An 18,766-nucleotide genomic window follows, 5' to 3' on the forward strand; every position below is an offset into this window, starting at 1 on the left:
GCCCACCCGGCGCGCCGGGCTCTGATTATCGGTGGTTCGCTCGGCGGCCTTTTCGTGGGCAATCTGCTTCGCCGCATAGGCTGGAACGTCGACATATATGAGCGTTCCGCCCATGATCTCGACAGCCGCGGCGGCGGCATTGTCCTGCAACCGGATGTGGTCGAGGTCTTCCGCCGTACCGGCGTTGACCTGAGTACCGTCGACCTTGGCGTGCGTTCCGCACATCGCACGGTCTTTCACCCGGACGGCTCGATCCAGTCCAAGCAATACGCTCCCCAGACTCAGACGTCCTGGTCGCTGATCTATACAACTCTGAAAGCGGCCTTCGGCGATGCAAATTACCATCGGGCGAAGACCCTGTCGCGGATCGAGCAGGATCAGCAAGCCGGCACTGTCACGGCATATTTCGCTGATGGCTCTAGCGAAACCGGTGACCTGCTAATTGGCGCCGACGGCGGCAATTCGGCGGTACGCCAACAGTTCTGGCCGGACCGCGTGCCAACCTACGCCGGGTATCTCGCCTGGCGCGGACTTGTTCCTGAGGACGAGATGCCGTCGACTGCGCGGGAAATGCTGCTTGGCGATTTCGGCTTTGCCAACAATACGGGTTCGCATATCCTGGGCTATCTAGTGCCGGGCGAGAACAATGATGTGCGTCCGGGACACAGGCTCTACAACTGGGTCTGGTACCGCGTTGCTGACAATCGCCTGCTAGGCGAGATCATGACTGACCGAGAAGGTCACCGTCGGGGCTACTCCATTCCCGAGGGAATGCTAGATGAACGTTGGCTGGCTCATATCCAGCGCGATGCCAGAGCGCTACTGCCACCGCCTTTCCGCGACATCGTTGAAGCGACAGCCCAGCCCTTTGCCCAGGCTATCCGCGATCTGGTGTCCGAGCACATGGTGTCGGGCAGGGTTGTCATATTGGGCGACGCCGCGTCGATCCCCCGCCCCCACACGGCGGCCAGCACCTCCAAGGCCGCAGCGAATGCGCTGGCCCTGGCCGATGCGTTGCAAGGCTCGCCGGATGATGTGCCGGCAGCGTTGGCGCGTTGGGAACCCGAGCAGATCGCGATTGGCAAGGTGCTTCGCCGACAAGGCGTAGAGGCTGGAAACTATCTGCTTTTTCATCGACGCGCCGCGGTAAGTGGTTGAATTCACGTCAGACTAGGCCCGTTGGTTCCAAGCGTCTATTGGACCAAGGCATGCGGACCAGTCGGTGGTCTTGGCCAACAAGGGAAGAGAGGCCTCCTGCGCCAGGCGGTCTCTCAAGCTAGACTCAGATAGTCCGCCCCGAGCATTCGAAGCCGCACCCGTTGCGGCACCACCATGAGCCAAGCCAAATCCAGCGACACGCCAGTCGCCTCCAACTTTCTGCGCAGCATCATCGATCAGGATCTCGCCGCTGGCACGTACGCCGGTCGCGGGGACGTGCAAGGCGATCTGCTGCCGACGGTCATCACCCGCTTCCCGCCCGAGCCCAATGGATATCTCCACATCGGTCACGCCAAGAGCATCGTCCTGAATTTCGGCCTGGCGCGCGACTACGGCGGCCGCTGCCATCTGCGCTTTGACGATACCAACCCGGTCAAGGAAGACCTCGAATACGTCGACGCGATTATCGATGCCGTACGCTGGCTCGGCTTTTCCTGGGACAACGGACAGCCCGGCGGCTCGCCGTACTTGTATTACGCCAGTGACTACTTCGATCAGCTCTATGCTTTTGCTGAGACGCTGATCGAGCGCGGTGTCGCCTACGTGGACAGCCAGAGCGCCGAGCAGATTGCCGCCAACCGTGGCAACTTCTCCGAGCCGGGCAAGCCGTCGCCGTATCGCGACCGCAGCGTCGAAGAGAATCTGCAACTCTTCCGTGATATGCGCGCCGGCAAGTACCAGGATGGCGAGCATGTGCTGCGCGCGAAGATCGATATGGCGGCGCCGAACGTCGTGATGCGCGATCCGGTGCTGTACCGCATCCGCCACGCGCGCCACTACCGGACTGGCGACAGGTGGTGCATCTACCCGATGTACGACATGACGCAATGCATTTCCGATGCGCTGGAGAACATCACCCATTCGCTGTGCACGCTCGAGTTCGAGAACAACCGCCCGCTCTATGACTGGGTGTTGGAACACCTGCGGAACGCCGGCATATTCCACGATCCGCTGCCGCACCAGTATGAATTCGCCCGCCTGAACCTGACCTATGCCATCACCAGCAAGCGCAAGCTCAAGCAGCTGGTGGACGAGCAACGCGTGGGCGGCTGGGATGATCCGCGCATGCCGACCATCGTGGGCATGCGCCGGCGCGGCTACACACCGGACGCCATCCAGCTTTTCTGCGATCGCTTGGGGGTGGCCAAGGCTGACAGCTGGATCGACATGAGCACGCTCGAAGGCGCCGTGCGGGATGACCTGGATGCCCGCGCCGCCCGCGGCGTGGCTGTGCTTGAGCCGCTCAAGCTGATCCTGGACAACTACCCCGAAGGCCAGGCCGAGGAGTGCTCGGCACCGGTCCATCCGAAGAAGCCGGAACTGGGCAAGCGCGTGTTCCCGCTCTCGCGCGAGCTGTGGATCGAGCGCGAGGACTTCAACCAGGCCCCGCCGAAGGGCTATTTCCGGCTGTTCCCGGGCAACAAGGTGCGCCTGAAGTACGGCTACGTGATCGAGTGCACCGGCGTAGACAAGGACGCCGACGGCAACGTCGTGGCCGTGCATGCCAACTACCTGCCCGACACCAAGAGCGGCACGCCGGGCGCCGACAGCGTCAAGGTCAAGGGCGTGATCCACTGGGTCAGCGCCGCCGCGGCCTACGAGTGCGAAGTGCGCCTGTACGACCGCCTGTTCAATGACCCGAACCCGGATGCCGGCGGCAAGAACTTCCTCGAGGCCCTGAACCCGGACTCCAAGAAGGTCATCACGGCCTACCTGGAACCGAGCCTGCGCGAGGCAAAGCCGGAAGACCGCTTCCAGTTCGAGCGCCACGGCTACTTCGTCGCCGATCGCGTCGATTCGCAGCCGGGCAAGCCGGTCTTCAACCGCATCGTCGGGCTGAAGGACAGCTGGGGCAGGTAAGCGCCGAGGAGACCACTACGGCTTCGCTCGAGGGGGGGTCTCCGCCCCGAGCGCCCTGTTGAGCGCAGCGCTACATATTCAGCGCCCGTTTCTGCACCGCAAGCGCTGCTTCGCGCATGACTTCGGATAGCGAGGGATGCGGGTGACTGATCATGCCGATGTCTTCCGACGCTGCCTTGAACTCGAGCGCAGCCACGGCTTCGGCGATCAGGTCCGAGGCATTGGCCGAAATGATATGGACGCCCAGCAGCTCGTCGGTCTTTGCGTCCGCAATCATCTTGATGAAACCGTCCGGGCGGCCGATGCCGAGTGCGCGGCCATTAGCCATCATCGGGAACTGGCCCGTTCGGACCTCCCGTCCTTCGGCACTCAACTGGGCCTCGGACTTGCCCACCCAGGCGATTTCCGGCTCCGTATAGATTACCCACGGAATGCAGTTGTAGTCGATGTGCGGCTTCTGCCCATCAATGATTTCCGCAACCATGACGCCTTCGTCTTCGGCCTTGTGGGCCAGCATCGGGCCGCGTACTACATCGCCAATTGCGTAGATCCCCGGCACGGACGTGCGGCACTGATCGTCAACTGGAACGAAGCCGCGCGGGTCGGAGGACAGGCCCACGGTGTCCAGTCCGAGATTGTCGGTATTGGGGACCCGGCCGATCGACACGATCAGGCGATCCGCATCAAGTTTCTGGTCGGCGCCGTCCTTGTCCGTGTAGGCAATGCTGACCCCTTTGGCGCTCGCGTCGATCTTGCCAATACTGACCCCAAGATGGATCGTCAGTCCCTGCTTCTTGAATAGCTTGGCCGCCTCCTTCGCCACGGACTCGTCGAGCGCCCCAAGGAAAGTTGGCAGCGCTTCGAGCAGGGTCACCTCGGCGCCGAGTCGCCGCCACACCGAACCAAGCTCAAGCCCGATAACGCCCGCACCGATCACCGCGAGCTTCCTGGGGACTGTGTCGAACGACAGCGCGCCCTCGTTATCCGACACGATCTTGTTATCGACGGGAACGTCAGGCAGATGACGCGCCTTGGAGCCTGTCGCAATGATGACGTTACGTGCCGTGACTGTCTTGGTGTCGTTGCCTTCGATCGCTTCCACGGCGATCACGCCGTCGGTGCCGCGACTCTTGAACTTGCCATGGCCCTTGATCCAGGTCACCTTGTTCTTGCGGAACAGGAATTCGACACCGCCCGTGAACTTGTCAACAATGGCAGCCTTTCGCTTGATCATTTGCGCAAGGTCCAGCGCCACTTCCTTGACCTTTACGCCGTGCTCGGCGAGCCCGTGCAGCGCATGTTCAAAGTGTTCCGAGGACGCGAGCAGCGCCTTGCTCGGGATGCAGCCGACGTTCAGGCAGGTGCCCCCGAGCCGGGGCTTGCCCGCGCCGTCTCTCCATTCCTCGATGCAGGCCACGGTCTTTCCCAGCTGTGCTGCGCGGATCGCCGCGATATAGCCGCCTGGGCCGGAACCGATCACGATCACGTCAAAATCAGCGTTGGCTGAAGCGGGTGCGCCGCCTCCAGCAGTCGTGTTGACCTGCGCAGCGACTGATGTGGGAGCCGGCGTTGACGTGGGCGTCGCTACAGGTGCGGAGGCAGCAGGGGCAGCCACGGTTGCCTTGCCTTCCGTATCAACCAGCGCGATCACTTCGTCGGCATGTACCGTGGCGCCATCGGGCTGGAATATTTTGGCCAGCACACCGTTGGCCGGACAGGGCACTTCGAGTGTCACCTTGTCCGTTTCCAGTTCCACCAGAATCTCGTCACGCTGGACGGCCTCGCCGGCCTTCTTTTTCCACTGAATCAGTGTTGCCTCCGAAACCGATTCAGAGAGTTGGGGCACTTTCACTTCGATCGCGGCCATGTGCTCTTCCCTTGTTTTTTGCGTGGCGAGGGTTTTTCAGTTTAGGCGAGCTTACCCTTGACGGGTAGCGACTTGTCTCGGAGGAGTGATCTCAGCCGCGATGCCCGCTCTAGGCCGTCAATGTCCGCTGAAATCTCCTCATGCTCTGCGCTATCTGTGAGACGTACTGGTCCGAAATGCCGCGGTCCGCCAGGGCTGTGTCGAGTCCCAGTATGTAGTCCGCATTAGATCCGAATACACCGGCTGCCTTCGCCGCAAGCCGTGCAACGGTAGGTACCGATGCATCGGCTTCATAAAGCGCCTGTTCGGTGTTCGCGGCAAAGACAATGGCCTGCACCTTCTCGCCATTTTCGAGCACCAGCGGGTTCCAGATCGGCCGATACACTCCGCTGCACATCTCCCTTGCCCACAGGAGGCGCAATTCGTTCAGCGCCTGATCGTCGGGCAGCCGGTACGCAACCCCTTGCGTATTCCCGCCAGGTTCCAAGCCAAGCACGCGCCCCGGCTGCTCCGGCGTACCACGCGCAGATATGGAGCGAATGCAGAAGCTGCGGCGCCATCCTTCGAGTGTGGCAGTCCGGTGCTCGTCGAAGGCGATCAATGGGTTCCAGATTAACGAACCATAGGCGAAGACCCAAATCGAACCAGCGAGGCGCGCATTGAGCGTTGCATTAAGCGATTGCTCGAGAGCAGCGTCGGTCCACGACAGGTCAGCAGGCATGGCAAGTCTGCTGCGGATACTGCCGTCGACAAGATCTTTTCGGGTCAGATTGCCCATGGGGTGCATTTCACGGAGAGTCATGGCAGCCGGCTGGCAACTTCTGCCGCGGAGAGCAGCCAGTATGGCCAGTTGGAACTTGGGACTTTCGCCGTGCCCTTGCTTGGAGATGCGGACACCCGGGGGCAGTGTCTTTCATAAGGACACTGCCCGCATTCGATCTCAGGCTGCCCCGACTTGGTCCTTGCCCGGAGTCCATGCCGTCCCTCGCACCAGTTTGCGTCCAAAGCGGTGCAGCAGGTGCGGAAAATCGGCCAGGGTCGCTGCCTGACGGTCCGCTTCACTGATTAGTTCCAGCCGGACGGCGTCGCCGGCGCGCGGGTCTACGCTAAGGGTTATCTGGTCCCCGCGCCGCAGCAGCAGGTCTTCGCCACTATCGAGCCAGTAGTCCTCTGGATCACCTTCGCGTGTCATCCACAGGTCGGTACCTGCGGCCTCGTCCACGTGGAGGCGCTGTGCCGCATGTATCGACAGCGTGGTAACTTCGCCAGGCCTCAGGGCGAACTCTGTCTTTGTGAGAAAAGCTTGCATGATGGATCTCCTGTCCGCCCCCTGTGGCGTTGTTGCCGGAGCTGTGCTGCGTCCATTCTGACTAGACAATCAAGGGGCGGAAAAGCAGAAAAGTTGGTGCGCCGGTCAAGCGAATTCTAGAGATCGCTCGGCCGCTGGCAAAACGAAATATGTTTCCAGTTGTTGATAATTTTCCTCACATAAAAAAGTGCTCGTGCGATTGGGGAACGAGGAGAGAATGGGCCTGTGGCAGTGCCAAAACGTGGCGCCCTTCCGCGTACAGGCCGACGTCCACTCAATCAATCCCCGTATCTGCTTGTCCAGCTCATGCCGCTGTCGGATAGTCGATGTAGCCGTTGGCACCGCCGCCAAAGAAGGAACTGGCATCGGGCGTGTTCAAGGCGAGGTTCTCCTTCAGGCGTACCGGCAGATCCGGATTGGCAATAAACGGGCGGCCAAAGGCAATGATGTCGGCGCGGCCGCTGGCCAGTGCGCGTTCCGCGCTCTCACTGTCGTAGCCGCCGGCGAGCATCAGCACGCCGCTGTATTCCGCACGCAGGAGCCGGATGATCGCGTCCCAGCGGGGATCGAAGTTCTCGTCCTTGACGGTCCCGACCATCGCAGGCTCGACCAGGTGCAGGTAGGCCAGCTTGCGGCTGTTGAGCTGCCGGACGATAAAGCCGAAGGTAGCCTCGGGCGTATCGTCGCCCATGCCCATGAAGCGGCCCATGGGCGTTAGCCGTACCGAAACGCGTGACGAGCCAATTTCCGCGCTGATGGCGTCAACCACCTCCAGAAGCAAACGGGCTCGATTCTCGATCGTGCCGCCGTAGGCGTCGGTGCGCTTGTTGCTGTTGGAGTTGATGAACTGGTCGAGCAGATACCCGTTGCCGGCATGAATCTCGACCCCGTCCATCCCCGCAGCGATGGCGTTGAGGGCTGCCTTCCGGTAGTCCTCGACGATGTCGCGAATTCCGCTGTCAGTCAGTTCCTGAGGAACAGGAACATCGCCCCAGACGCCGTTGCCATGCTCGTCGATGATGAATGTCTTGCCAGGAACCGGCAGGGCACTGGGCGCGACAGGCAGCGCCCCATTCGGCTGGAAGACCGGGTGCGACACGCGTCCAACATGCCAGAGTTGCAGGAAGATCGTGCCGCCCTCGTTGTGAACCGCTTTGCTGACGGCCTGCCAGGCCTCGACCTGCTCCTCGGTGTGAATTCCCGGTGTCCAGGCGTAGCCCTGGCCTTGCTGGGAAATCTGGGTTGCCTCGGTGACGATAAGCGCCGCGCCGGCGCGCTGGCGGTAATACTCGACGTTCATCGCGGTCGGGAGGTTGCCCGGCTGGCCGGCACGCGAACGGGTCAGCGGTGCCATGGCGACACGGTGGGCCAGGGTGTGGTTGCCGAGACGAATCGGATTGAAGAGATGCTTGGTCATGGTGGTTTTCCTGTAGTCGGAATGGATCGATCAGCGGGAGACTGTTCGTGCTCTGCTTGCGCTTGAATCTCGTTCGAGATTTCCTAAAGGTTAGGCGCCAACCTGTTTGAAGAGAATCGGAGTGCGACGCAAGATTGCGTTGCGTGGGCAGCAATCCGGAAGCTGTGTGTGGCCAAGGAGGACAGCCACGACAGACGGCCACGCCCTGTGGGGCATCTCCGTCTGTCGAAGCATGTGGATTCAGTGTCGCGCGATGCTCATGATGCGGTTGCCCATGCCGATTCCCCATTCAGTCATCTGCATGCCTTGCTCTAGACGGTCCTGCTCCCAGGTCCGCAGTGCGCGCCCGAGGTTGGTGACACCGTCCAACGCCTTCGCCAGGGAGACGGCGTCGGCGGCGGCCTTTGCCGTGCTGCCTGCGGTGTGGGGACGCGGGATGAACGCCGCATCGCCCGTCAGCAAGACTCGACCGAACCGCATGCGCGGCACCTGCAGGTCCTGAATCTCCTGGACGAAGATATCCTGGGTGCTTTCGATCAGGGCCTGGAATGCCGGATTGGCGTGACTGGCGCCCATCTGTCGAATCCACTCCTCCTGGTCGGCCGCAAGCGACCCGGGCGGAACAGAATGACTGCGCCGGTTCCCCTCGCGATCGGTCAGCACGCCGCCGAGCTCTGCGCCTGGCTCGGCCTTCAGGTACCAAAGCCAGTTGTAACGACGGTGACCCGGGGCGGTCGAACCGTCGACGCCGGGCACCATGTACTGCAGCATCATGGAGCCTGGGTCGTGCTGGAACACGAAGTTCTCGTAAAGCAGTGGCTTTGCGGCTTCAGGCAGTCGATTTTCTTCGATCAATCCGCGCCATACAACATAGCCCGCATAGGTCGGCGACACATCGGGGAGCATGAGCTTGCGCACAACAGAGTTCGCCCCATCCGCGCCAATCAGCAAGTCGCCGGTTTCCCGGCGCCCATCGGAGAAGGTGGCGTATACGCCATGTTCGTCCTGCTCGACGCCGGTGAGCTGGGCGCCCCGATGATAGTGCTCCTTGGGGAAGTTCTTGAGCAGTGTGGAATAGAGCGTATTCCAGGAAGTCTGAGTCTGCGGGGAATGTTGCCGCTGAATCACGTCTCCGCTTTCGTCGAGGTAGAGCCTGTCGTGGGATCGCACGCCTAAGGCCCCGTCGGGAACAATGCCTGCAAATGAAAAGGCGCGCAGCACTTCCGGCTGTAGAACGATGCCGCCCCCACGGCTGATGAGGTTTGAGGGAGAGCGCTCGAAGACTTCCACGTCCCACCCGACGGCGCGCAGCGCGGTCGCCATGAACAGCCCGCCCAGCGAACCGCCGGCGATCAGGGCCTTGCGCGGATTCCCCGCAGATATGGTTGGCCTGCCCTCGGCGGGCGCCAGCGGCTGGGCATTCGAGGATCGATTCGCGTCCATGTGTTGCTCCGATTTGCGATTGGATGGCGTGAATCGTAGAAGCGCCTGCCCGAATCCAGAATGGGGTGGCAATGCAAGGCTGTGTTGCGGGGAAGGCAAGGACACATTCTCCACGACAGTTGGAGAACCGCCTTGCACGCAGCGTTGTGGCACGAGCAATGCAGGTTTGCACGGCCATGCCATTCTGTTCATTGCCGGCACAGCCTAACCTAGCTCCATCATCAATCGCATGGAGTGGTCATGAAACCCGTTGAAATCCAGGTCACCTATGACTTCATTTGCCCGTGGTGCTGGATCGGCCATCAGAACCTCAAGCTCGCGACGCAACGCGTGAACAGCGAGGTCGCGCCCAGGATTTCCTATTCACCCTACGAGCTCAATCCGGATATGCCCAAGGCCGGCGTCGACCGCAAGGCGTACCGGACCGCGAAGTTTGGCAGCTGGTCGCGCTCCCAAAGCATGGATGCGGAGGTCGCCCTTGTAGGCAAGAGGGTGGGGTTGGCATTCAACTACGACGCAGTGGCGATCACTCCCAACACCCGGCTCGCGCACCGCCTGATGGCGTTTGCTCAGCGCACCGGCAGTGCGACTATGGTCGAGGGCTTGTTCGAGGCGATCTTCGCCGCGTATTTCTCTCGTGGCGAAAACATCGGGTTAATCGATGTGCTGGCGCCGCTGGCAGCATCCGTCGGCTTTGACGAAAAGGCCGTGCGCGATTACCTGGTGAGCGGGGAAGGGGAGGCTGAAGTCATTGCCGAGGAGATGCGCGCGAGCCTGAGTGGGGTCCGCTCAGTGCCGACGATTCGGATCGGCGATGCAATGATCGGTGGTGCGCAACCGCCGGCAGTGATGGAGCAGGCCCTGCAAGCCGCTTCTGCCAAAACATCTGCTGCACTCGAGACGCTTTGAACCTGGAGAACTGAAATGGACAAGCAAGCAACCCTTCACTATGTCTATGATCCCTATTGCGGATGGTGCTACGGGCTCGCACCTCTCGTGAGCGTTGCGGACGAGATGCCCGGCCTGAAGGTGGTCCCGCATAGCGGGGGCATGCTGGCTGGACCCCAGGCGCAGATGATGTCGCCTGAGTGGCGCGACTTCGTCCGTCCCCACGAGGAGCGCATCACTGCGCTGAGCGGGCTGAAGTTTGGCGAAGCATATCAGCAAGGCACCCAGTTTGACTATGACGTCAAGCTCGATTCCGGGCCGCCGACAGCAGCGATGCTCGCTGCGGAGTCGCTGGCCGGCGCGGGACTGAAGATGCTAAAGCGGCTCCAGACAGCCTATTACGTGGAAGGCAAGCATATTTCCGACCCAGAGGAACTGGTGCGCATTGCCGTCGAACTCGGGCTGGATGCGAAGGCATTTACCAGCGCCTACGAAGCGGCTACGCTCGGCCTTGATGAACACTTCAAGAATACGCAAGGCTTTCTTGATGCGTTGGATGGGCGCGGCTACCCGACCCTGGCAATTGAGCAGGACGGGAAAGTATCGAGGCTTCACCTGGGCCGGTATTTCGGGAAGCCAGAGCAGTTCCGCAAAGCGCTTGCAGACATGCTGACGCCTTCGAAAACCTAGCGCCAAGGAAGGCGCGCTCCGCAAGTCTGAGCAGCCTCTCCTTGGGCGGCGACTTTGCAAGGCAATTCCTTTGCCGCATGCAGGTCGCTGCCCCTCGGGCCAACTAGTAGTCAGCCCGACAGACAGTGGTTGGGGGCATTTATCGGCCAAGGCGTTGTACAAACGGCTTGTCGAGCGACAAAGAGCGGATTGTCCCTATCTTGTCGCGAGCTCGCTGGTCAATGCATCCTCCATAAGCCTGAGTCGCTTGTAGAGATACGAACGCGAGATGCCAAGCTCTTCCGCAACGCGCTTTTTGTTGCCACCAGTACGGCGCATCGCCTCCAGGATCATCTCGGACTCGACGCGCTCCATTGCTTTGCGCATGTCCGGGTTGGCGTTCTCGCCGTTCCGTGGCAGGCTACTCACGGAGCCCATTGCCAGCACCGAATCGGCGCTTTCCAGATTGCCGAAATCTGCGATGGAAAGAATCGGGCCGTCGCAGAAGATCGCAGCCCGTTCGATAGCATGCTGCAATTGCCGGACGTTGCCCGGCCATGCGCAAGATTGCAGGAAGCGGATTGCGGAGTCGGAAATCGCCTTCTTTGGCGCACCATGGCGGGTGCCAAACGCCTCCAGGAACTTGTCGGCCAACTCGGGGATATCCTCCAGCCGATCACGCAGAGCGGGCAGGCGCAATGTCACTGCGCTGATGCGATAGAACAGATCCAGGCGGAAGCTTGACTTGGCGATCATGGCACTGAAATCGCGGTTACTCGCGGAAATCAGCCGGAAGTCGGAATGCCGCGCCCGCTCCCCGCCGATACGCTCGAACTGCCCATCCTGCAGCACCCGAAGCAGCTTGACCTGCATGTCGACCGGCATGTCGCCGATCTCATCCAGGAACAGCGTACCGGTATCGGCGGCTTCGAACTTGCCTTTGCGCCCTTTGCGATCTGCGCCCGTAAAGGCGCCGGGCTCGTACCCGAACAGCTCACTTTCCACCAGGTTCGGCGGCATCGCCGCGGAGTTTACTAGCACCAGTGGCTTGTCGCTGCGCGGGCTCAGCATATGGATGGCATGGGCAACCAACTCCTTGCCCGAGCCACTTTCCCCCGCTAGCAGGACGGGTACGTCCAGCGGTGCCACGCGCAGAATGTCTTCCTTGAGCCGGCGCACCGCGTCGCTGCTCCCGACAATCTGATCCAGCCCGTAGGTACGATTTCCGATGCCGGAAAGCTCTCGGCGGTAGAAATCCAGTTCCTGACGAACTTGCGCCAACTCGGTCGTCACTGCCTGCATCGCTTCCGGCCCTTTGAACATCACCTGTCCTATCGCGGCAACGACACGCTGATTGCGATCCAGGACCGGCAGGCGCGACACCACGCGCTTGATGCCGTTCATTTCCTGTAGCTGGCCAACCTGACCTTTGCCAGTCACCGCGACCTCTTGCAGCTTCGTATTCTCGATCACGGTGGTGACATGCCGACCCAGAGCCTCGCCGCGCTTGAGGCCAAAGAACCGTTCATGGACCGGGCTCATGTACGTGATCTTGCCCGCGGTGTCCACCACCACCATGGCCTTGTAGGGATCGGTGATGAAGTGGCGAAGAATGTCTTCCGCCGAGTCGACAGTCGCCAGGAATTCGCTCAGCTCGTTGGCTTCCTGTAAGGCAAAGATCAGGAAGCACACCGCGTCCCGTGATGGAATGGCGGCGATTGTCATGGGGTGTTCCAAATCGGTCATGGCAGACACGCGCTTGAGAGGAGTCCGCATGCGGTCCTGCCAAAGGCGGACGAGGTGACCCGCGATCAAGGCGTCGTGCCCGAGTCCGCTGGCGAACTTCATGGTCCCGTCCGCATCGAGAACGAGGATGCCTTCTGCTTCACGCTTCATTGTCTCTCACCATGGTCACGAGTCGCCGTCATGGACTCCACTGCGTCAATTGCCATTGCCGGGCGTTGCCGGCCGCCCGCTGCTTTGAGCGGTGCGGCCTATTAATTATCGTGCGAAAATTAACATCGGTGCCAGAGTGTTAGGGTAATTACTACCCTGCGATGGGAGCCTCACTCCGCATTCTGACCATATGTAATCGATCGATCACCAATGTGTGGCCGTAGATGCTGGGTAGAATCTGATCATTGATGTTGGGCGTGCAGACTGACCATGTGCATCCAGGACCCGTCATGGACTTGCGACAACTACCAAATCTGAGCTCTCTGAAGGTATTCGAGGCCGCAGCCCGCCTGGAGAGCTTCTCGCGGGCTGCGGAAGAACTGTTCGTCACCCACAGTGCCGTCAGTCATCAGATCCGTTCACTGGAAGCCGACCTTGGCATCGCGCTGTTCAAGCGGGATGGCAGGCGAATAACGTTGACCGATCGCGGGCGGCGCTATGCGGAACAAATCCGGTCTTCTCTGTTCGATATCGCGTCGGCAACCGAGTCGATGCGCTCGGGTGATCGCGAAAAGCGTCTTGTGATCAGCTTGCTCCCATCGTTTGCCGCGCGCTGGTTGACGCCCCGCATTGGACGCTTCATCGAGCAGTACCCCGAACTCGACGTCGAACTGCAGTCCACGCATACGCTCACCGATTTCAACCGTGATGACGTCGATGTCGTGCTGCGTTTCGGGGACGGCAATTATCCGGAGCTATTCGTCGAGCCGCTGCTCGACGAGGTCTTTTTCCCGGCCTGTGCCCCAACGTTCAATGGCGGGAACTTGCCAAAGACGCCTGAAGACCTGGCTGGCGTGACCTTACTACGCCACGACTACGAGATGTGGAGGGCCTGGTTCCTGGCCGCGGGCCTGGAAGGATGGACAGAACCGCGACGCGGCGTGCTGTATCAGGATGCGTCGCACCTGATACAGGCGTCGATGGATGGTCAGGGCGTTGCGCTGGTGCGGCGCTCGTTGGCCATGCAGGACGTCGTCAATGGACGCCTCGTCCGCTTGTTCGACATCGATGCGGCTAGCCCGTGGGCCTATTGGTTCATCTGCCCCCAACCCTTGCTGGAGACATTCAGGGTCCAGGCGCTGCGTAAGTGGCTACATGAGGAAACTCGGCAATTTCAGGCGATGTACGCGCGAAGCCCGCACGCTGTGGGGAAAGCGGGGAAAGCCGGTGAGGTGATGCGACAAGCAAAGAAGGAGCATAGCCGCGAAGCCCCGAGCCAGGATACTGATCAACGCATCAGCTGACACAGGCGGCGCTGGCGGAGGACCTGAGGGTAACGCCTTCCGATGGATTCTGGGAAGGCTCCAATCCGCCGAATGCAATCCGCATTTCGCTGGGCGGCGCCCAGGACCGCGCACAGTTATCGCAGGCATTGCGCAAACTGGCAGCATTACTGGAGCGCAGGCCGACGCCAGGGGCCGGAGCTGGTCCCGAATGCTGCCAAAGCACTACGCGGCGCCGGGCGGCCAGAGCATCACGCCTTGCCTTTGATGCAACGCAGCGTTGCACGCCACCGTCATTCACCGCGCAGAGTCGCCGGACTATCCTTGGTCACCAGATCAGATACCAGGGAAATTCGGAATGGACACGCAAACACACTCAGGAACCAGCGGTCGCTGGGCCAACACGCAGTTCCTTGTCATGGCCTACACGCTGAGCGCCATCATGGCCGGTGCAACCGTCGCCAGCCCGTTATATCCCATATATGAAGAAGTGTTTCATATCGGGCCGGGCGGCGTGACGATTGCCTATACCGCTTACATGGTCGGCACGCTGTTGGCATTGCTGTTTCTCGGTCATCTCAGCGACCATCTTGGCCATATCCGGACGTTGCGGGTGGCAGCGACACTCGCACTTGCCGGACTCGTCCTTTCCGGAGTCGCTCCGGATCTTCTGATTCTTTCGATCGGGCGTTTCACAATCGGAGTCGCCGCAGGCATTGCTTCCACGTCAGCGACGGCCGGACTGGTAGCGGCTTCGCCGCCAAACCGACTGAGGCAAGCTTCATCGATCGGGTCATTGATGACCATTGTCGGCCTAGGCCTAGGACCACTGGTTGGTGGTTTTATCGCGCAAGACTTGCCATTCCCGCTGCACCTGCCTTACGGCGTGCTGGGCGGTGCGCTGTTGCTGGCTCTTGTGGCATTGGGCAGCCAGAGACACGGGCAACCTTCAACAATCGCCGGCTTCTTTCCGCGTCTACGCTTTCATTTGCCCGACATGCATCAGGTCAAGCAATTTGCCACGGTGGCGGTCATCGCGTTTATTGGCTACACCCTTTTCAGTCTCTTTGCATCACTGGCGCCTTCATTCTTTGATACCTTTCTTCCATGGGACGGGCCGGCCGTTGGCGGCATTGGGGTCGCCATGCTCTTTGCGGCATCAGCGGCTGCTCAAGTTACGTTCACTGGGATCGATCCTAAAAGAGGGCTTGTGGTGGGTTCCCTTCTCGTGACCGCCGCCCTGGCGATGCTGGCAGCATCAGTGAAGTTTTCCTCCGGGTTGTTGTTCATCGCAAGCGATGTACTCGGTGGATTCGGTCAGGGCCTTACCTTCATGTCCGCTCTGCTGGTCGTCAATGCCATGACGACGTCTGTGCGCCGGGCAGGAATGATTTCATCCTTCTTCACTATTGCCTATCTCGGCGGCATTGTTCCCGTGCTTGGTCTTGGGGTTGCAGCAGACCGGCTGGGGCTTGACGCGTCTCTGATTGGACTATCGATCCTCATGGCTGCCATCGCTGGTACGCTCACTTTCGCCGCGCAGCGTCTGGTTTCCAATGTTCAGTGTCACAGCCGCTAGAACGACGAACTCACTGATTGCCCACGCTCGCGCAGTTTGACGACTTCGCGAGCATTATCGTTCGTGCAGGCCTGTCAGGCAGTACGCGTTTCCATTGTACCGAACGCACATGGCCCAGTCTTCCACGCAATCATCGATGGTCAAGTTTTACTCACAAGACGACAAAGAAAGTTCATTTTGCCGGCGCAGACGGCATGGCTATCATCTGTACATCCCTAGTCATCAGGAGAACGCGGGTAATGACCACCGCTGAAGGAACTTGCCACTGGGGCATCCTAGGCTCTGCGAGCATCGCAAAGAAGAACTGGCATGCAATCATTAATGCCGGTAACAGCCGTATTGTCGCGGTCGGTAGCCGCTCGGCTGAGAGCGCACAACGGTTCATCGATGAATGTCAGGCGTCGGTGCCCACGCCTTACGCCGTGGAAGCAGTCGAAGGGTACGAGGCGCTGATCGCGCGTCAGGACATCGACGCCCTCTATATTCCGCTTCCGACCGCCGTCCGGACCGAATGGGCGGTCAAAGCGGCGCAGGCAGGCAAGCATATCGTGATCGAGAAGCCTTGCGGTATCACGGCGGCCGACCTGCAGCGGATCATCGATGCGGCCAACGCCTCCGGCGTGCAGGTAATGGACGGCGTCATGTTCCAGCACTCGACGCGCTTGCAGGCGATGCGCTCAGTGCTTGATGACGGCATCAGTGTTGGCGAGATTCGCCGTATTGCCACGCATTTCAGCTTCATTGGAGATGACGGATGGATTCAGCGCAACTGCCTGACGGAACCAGCCGGCTGCCTTGGTGATGTGGGTTGGTACAACATTCGGCTTATCCTCTTCGCCCTGAACTACGACCTGCCTGTTGAAGTGCGTGGCCGCATCCTGCAAGGCGTGCAACGACCCGACGGCTCAGGTGTGACGCCTGTCGAATTCTCGGGTGAACTGTTCTTTGGCAATGGGGTTTCGGCGACGCTCTACAACGCTTTCAACACCAGCCGCCAGCAGTGGGCCTACATCAGCGGATTGAATGGCTACTTGCACCTGAAGGACTTTGTATTGCCGCACTACGGAAATGAGATCTCGTTTACGGTAGGCAACGACAGCTTCGGCGGGAACGGATGCTTCTTCAACCTGGAGAAACACGAGCGTACGATCTCGCTGCCGGAGTACAGCAACAACCACACGACCGCGCAGGAGTCGAACCTGTACCGGACGTTCGCCGAACTCGTCCTGTCGGGTAAACGCGATCCGTTCTGGCCAGAGGTGGCGCAGAAAACGCAGCGCGTCCTGGATGCGCTGCTGGAATCCGCCAACGCTGGCGGCGTCTCCATCATGCTGTCCTGAATTCAGCCAAGCTCGCCAAGCCGAGAGGAGGGATCTGCATATGTCTGCCAGATTGCAGCTCTACGTAGATGCTAACTTCGTCAGCCCATTTGCAATGCCGGTGTTTGTTGCCCTGCACGAGAAGGGGTTGCCATTTGACCTATGCACCATCGACCTCGGCAGGAAAGCGCAGCATACGCCCGCCTATGCAGCCGCGTCACTGACAAGCAAGGTGCCTACTCTGGTCCATGGTGAATTCGCGTTGTCCGAGTCTTCCGCCATTACGGAGTACATCGACGAGGTGTTCGCGGGGACAGCGCTATATCCCCGAGATCCGCAGCAGCGGGCGCGGGCGCGGCAGGTCCAGTCGTGGCTGCGTACGGACCTGATGCCGCTCAGGCGTGCCCGTACGTCGGACAGGCTCTTCTGCAAGACTTGGGCAGAGCCCTTGGATAGCGAAGCAGAAGAGGCTGCGAACAAGCTGTTCGCCATCGCTGACAGGCTGGTCCCTGCCGGCGCGCCACAACTGTTCGGTGAATGGAGTGTGGCCGACCTGGAGCTGGCCATCATGCTCAATCGCCTGATCCTGAGTGGCGATCCTGTTCCGCAACGACTGGTCGACTACGCTGGGCACCAGTGGCAACGACCGTCCGTGCAACGCTGGATCAATTTGAAACGGCCGGCTCCCGACCCGCTGCCTGTGTACAGGCATGAGTGAATCTGCCGGTGTGACATCGACAGACCCGTTGCCACCCGGAGTGACGAAATGAACAATCCTCCCGATTACATGCCGCCCAAAGTCTGGACCTGGAACAGGAGCGGTGTCAGTTTGAATCGGCCGATTGCCGGCGCTACCCGCGAACAGGCGTTGCCGGTCGGCCGTCATCCGCTGCAGTTGTACTCGCTTGCTACCCCGAACGGCCAGAAGGTAACGATCCTGCTGGAGGAGTTGCTGGTGCTGGGTCACGCCGCCGCGGAGTATGATGCCTGGCCGATCCGGATCGGCCAGGGCGAGCAGTTCGGCACCGGTTTTGTCGCGGTCAATCCAAACTCGAAGATCCCGGCACTGGTCGATCGTTCCGGCGCTGAGCCCTTGCGAATCTTTGAGTCCGGGGCAATCCTGCTTTATCTGGCCGAAAAGTTCGGCGAGTTCCTCCCGACCGACGCCGCCGCGCGCGCCGAATGTCTGTCGTGGCTGTTTTGGCAAATGGGAAGCGCCCCTTATGTCGGTGGCGGATTCGGACACTTCTATGCCTATGCCCCGACCAAGATCGAGTATGCAATCGACCGCTTTGCCATGGAGGCCAAGCGCTTGCTCGATGTGCTCGACCAGCGGCTGGCGCAAACCGAATACCTGGCAGGCGGCCAATACACGATTGCCGACATCGCGACATTTCCGTGGTATGGGGGACTGGTGAATGGCTGGCTCTACGACGGCGCCGAGTTCTTGTCGGTGCAAGACTACCGGCACGTGCGGCGCTGGGCTGATTCCATTCTGGAACGGCCGGCGGTAAAGCGGGGCCGCATGGTCAACCGCTTGAGCGGAGAGGCTGCCGGCCAGTTGCATGAGCGCCATGACGCCAGCGATTTTGAGACCCGAACACAGGACAAGCTGGGGGCGGTGCGCTGAGATCGTCCGGGTTCATGCCAGGAAGCGTGTGAGAAGTACTGTGGTCACTCGTCGCTCCTGCTGGCGGGGTTGCTGATGTTCCTGCTGATCTTGAGGAGCGGCCGGCGGGGCATCCCGAACGGACAGGATGCTCCGCCGGTTGCGATGCCTCAGCTCACCTGCTCATTCAGAAAGGAATGTTGGTGCTGCGCCCGAAATGCGTTGCGATGCAGTTGCGGGACACAGCGCAGATACTGGGGGACAGCGGTAGCCGTTCCACCAAGCGCGGCGGCGGCATGCCACGGCCATCGCGGATCGTAGATCACCGTCCGGGCCAGGCCGATCAGGTCGGCGTCGCCGGCGGCGACAATCGCATCTGCATGGGTGGGTTCGGAGATTATGCCGACCG

At 60.8% G+C, this 18,766-nt stretch carries 15 protein-coding genes and 2 pseudogenes; 9 read left to right on the plus strand and 8 right to left on the minus strand.

Annotated features, from left to right (window positions below; genetic code table 11):
* Both AC3WRR_RS35020 and AC3WRR_RS35025 read left to right on the plus strand, forming a co-directional pair.
* Positions 1-1,158 (plus strand): FAD binding domain-containing protein (locus tag AC3WRR_RS35020; RefSeq protein WP_492299482.1); only part of this gene is annotated, 1,158 nt, incomplete at its 5' end.
* Between the two features lie 174 nt (positions 1,159-1,332).
* Positions 1,333-3,078, plus strand: coding sequence for a glutamine--tRNA ligase/YqeY domain fusion protein (locus tag AC3WRR_RS35025; RefSeq protein WP_058697601.1), 1,746 nt, complete (start codon positions 1,333-1,335; stop codon positions 3,076-3,078).
* Between the two features lie 70 nt (positions 3,079-3,148).
* Here the strand turns inward: AC3WRR_RS35025 and lpdA are convergent, their stop codons facing one another.
* The 6 genes and pseudogenes from lpdA to AC3WRR_RS35055 form a co-directional block, all read right to left on the minus strand.
* Positions 3,149-4,564: a dihydrolipoyl dehydrogenase gene (gene lpdA / locus AC3WRR_RS35030; protein ID WP_058697678.1), complete on the minus strand. Its 1,416-nt coding sequence runs from the start codon at positions 4,562-4,564 to the stop codon at positions 3,149-3,151.
* Positions 4,565-4,732: 168 nt separating this feature from the next.
* A pseudogene (locus AC3WRR_RS35035) lies at positions 4,733-4,945 on the minus strand (biotin/lipoyl-containing protein); the annotation flags it as partial.
* A gap of 109 nt (positions 4,946-5,054) precedes the next feature.
* Positions 5,055-5,723 (minus strand): gamma-glutamylcyclotransferase, encoded by a 669-nt coding sequence (locus AC3WRR_RS35040; RefSeq protein ID WP_058697679.1) that lies wholly within the window; start codon positions 5,721-5,723, stop codon positions 5,055-5,057.
* A gap of 162 nt (positions 5,724-5,885) precedes the next feature.
* Complete coding sequence (locus AC3WRR_RS35045; protein WP_058697602.1) at positions 5,886-6,254, minus strand: DUF2917 domain-containing protein; 369 nt, start codon at positions 6,252-6,254, stop codon at positions 5,886-5,888.
* 304 nt (positions 6,255-6,558) lie between these two features.
* Positions 6,559-7,671 carry an alkene reductase gene (locus AC3WRR_RS35050; protein ID WP_058697603.1) on the minus strand — a complete coding sequence of 371 codons (1,113 nt, stop codon included), beginning with the start codon at positions 7,669-7,671 and terminating at the stop codon, positions 6,559-6,561.
* 240 nt (positions 7,672-7,911) lie between these two features.
* The gene (locus AC3WRR_RS35055) at positions 7,912-9,114 is read right to left on the minus strand and encodes an FAD binding domain-containing protein (RefSeq protein ID WP_081050232.1); all 1,203 of its coding nucleotides are present in this window, start codon (positions 9,112-9,114) and stop codon (positions 7,912-7,914) included.
* A 240-nt stretch (positions 9,115-9,354) separates the two neighbouring features.
* On the opposite strand from AC3WRR_RS35055, the gene AC3WRR_RS35060 reads away from it, so the two are divergent.
* Positions 9,355-10,023, plus strand: coding sequence for a DsbA family oxidoreductase (locus AC3WRR_RS35060; RefSeq protein WP_058697604.1), 669 nt, complete (start codon positions 9,355-9,357; stop codon positions 10,021-10,023).
* Between the two features lie 15 nt (positions 10,024-10,038).
* Entirely contained in the window at positions 10,039-10,692 is a 654-nt protein-coding gene (locus tag AC3WRR_RS35065; RefSeq protein ID WP_058697605.1) for a DsbA family protein, read from the plus strand.
* A 195-nt stretch (positions 10,693-10,887) separates the two neighbouring features.
* On the opposite strand, the gene AC3WRR_RS35070 is transcribed toward AC3WRR_RS35065, so the two are convergent.
* Positions 10,888-12,567 carry a sigma-54 interaction domain-containing protein gene (locus AC3WRR_RS35070; protein ID WP_058697606.1) on the minus strand — a complete coding sequence of 560 codons (1,680 nt, stop codon included), beginning with the start codon at positions 12,565-12,567 and terminating at the stop codon, positions 10,888-10,890.
* A 290-nt stretch (positions 12,568-12,857) separates the two neighbouring features.
* On the opposite strand from AC3WRR_RS35070, the gene AC3WRR_RS35075 reads away from it, so the two are divergent.
* The 5 genes from AC3WRR_RS35075 (at position 12,858) to yghU (ending at position 18,378) form a co-directional block, all read left to right on the plus strand.
* Entirely contained in the window at positions 12,858-13,871 is a 1,014-nt protein-coding gene (locus AC3WRR_RS35075; RefSeq protein WP_233528046.1) for a transcriptional regulator GcvA, read from the plus strand.
* A gap of 337 nt (positions 13,872-14,208) precedes the next feature.
* Positions 14,209-15,429, plus strand: a complete 1,221-nt coding sequence (locus tag AC3WRR_RS35080; RefSeq protein ID WP_058697607.1) for an MFS transporter — start codon at positions 14,209-14,211, stop codon at positions 15,427-15,429.
* Between the two features lie 239 nt (positions 15,430-15,668).
* Positions 15,669-16,769 (plus strand): Gfo/Idh/MocA family protein, encoded by a 1,101-nt coding sequence (locus tag AC3WRR_RS35085; protein WP_058697608.1) that lies wholly within the window; start codon positions 15,669-15,671, stop codon positions 16,767-16,769.
* A gap of 40 nt (positions 16,770-16,809) precedes the next feature.
* Entirely contained in the window at positions 16,810-17,466 is a 657-nt protein-coding gene (yfcF, locus tag AC3WRR_RS35090; RefSeq protein ID WP_058697609.1) for a glutathione transferase, read from the plus strand.
* A 48-nt stretch (positions 17,467-17,514) separates the two neighbouring features.
* A complete protein-coding gene (yghU, locus tag AC3WRR_RS35095; protein WP_058697610.1) occupies positions 17,515-18,378 on the plus strand; it encodes a glutathione-dependent disulfide-bond oxidoreductase in 864 nt (287 codons plus the stop codon).
* Positions 18,379-18,527: 149 nt separating this feature from the next.
* Here the strand turns inward: yghU and AC3WRR_RS35100 are convergent.
* Positions 18,528-18,766, minus strand: a pseudogene (locus tag AC3WRR_RS35100) (hypothetical protein); the annotation flags it as partial.

The organism is Cupriavidus sp. FW305-3-2-15-C-LB2 (genome assembly GCF_058787575.1).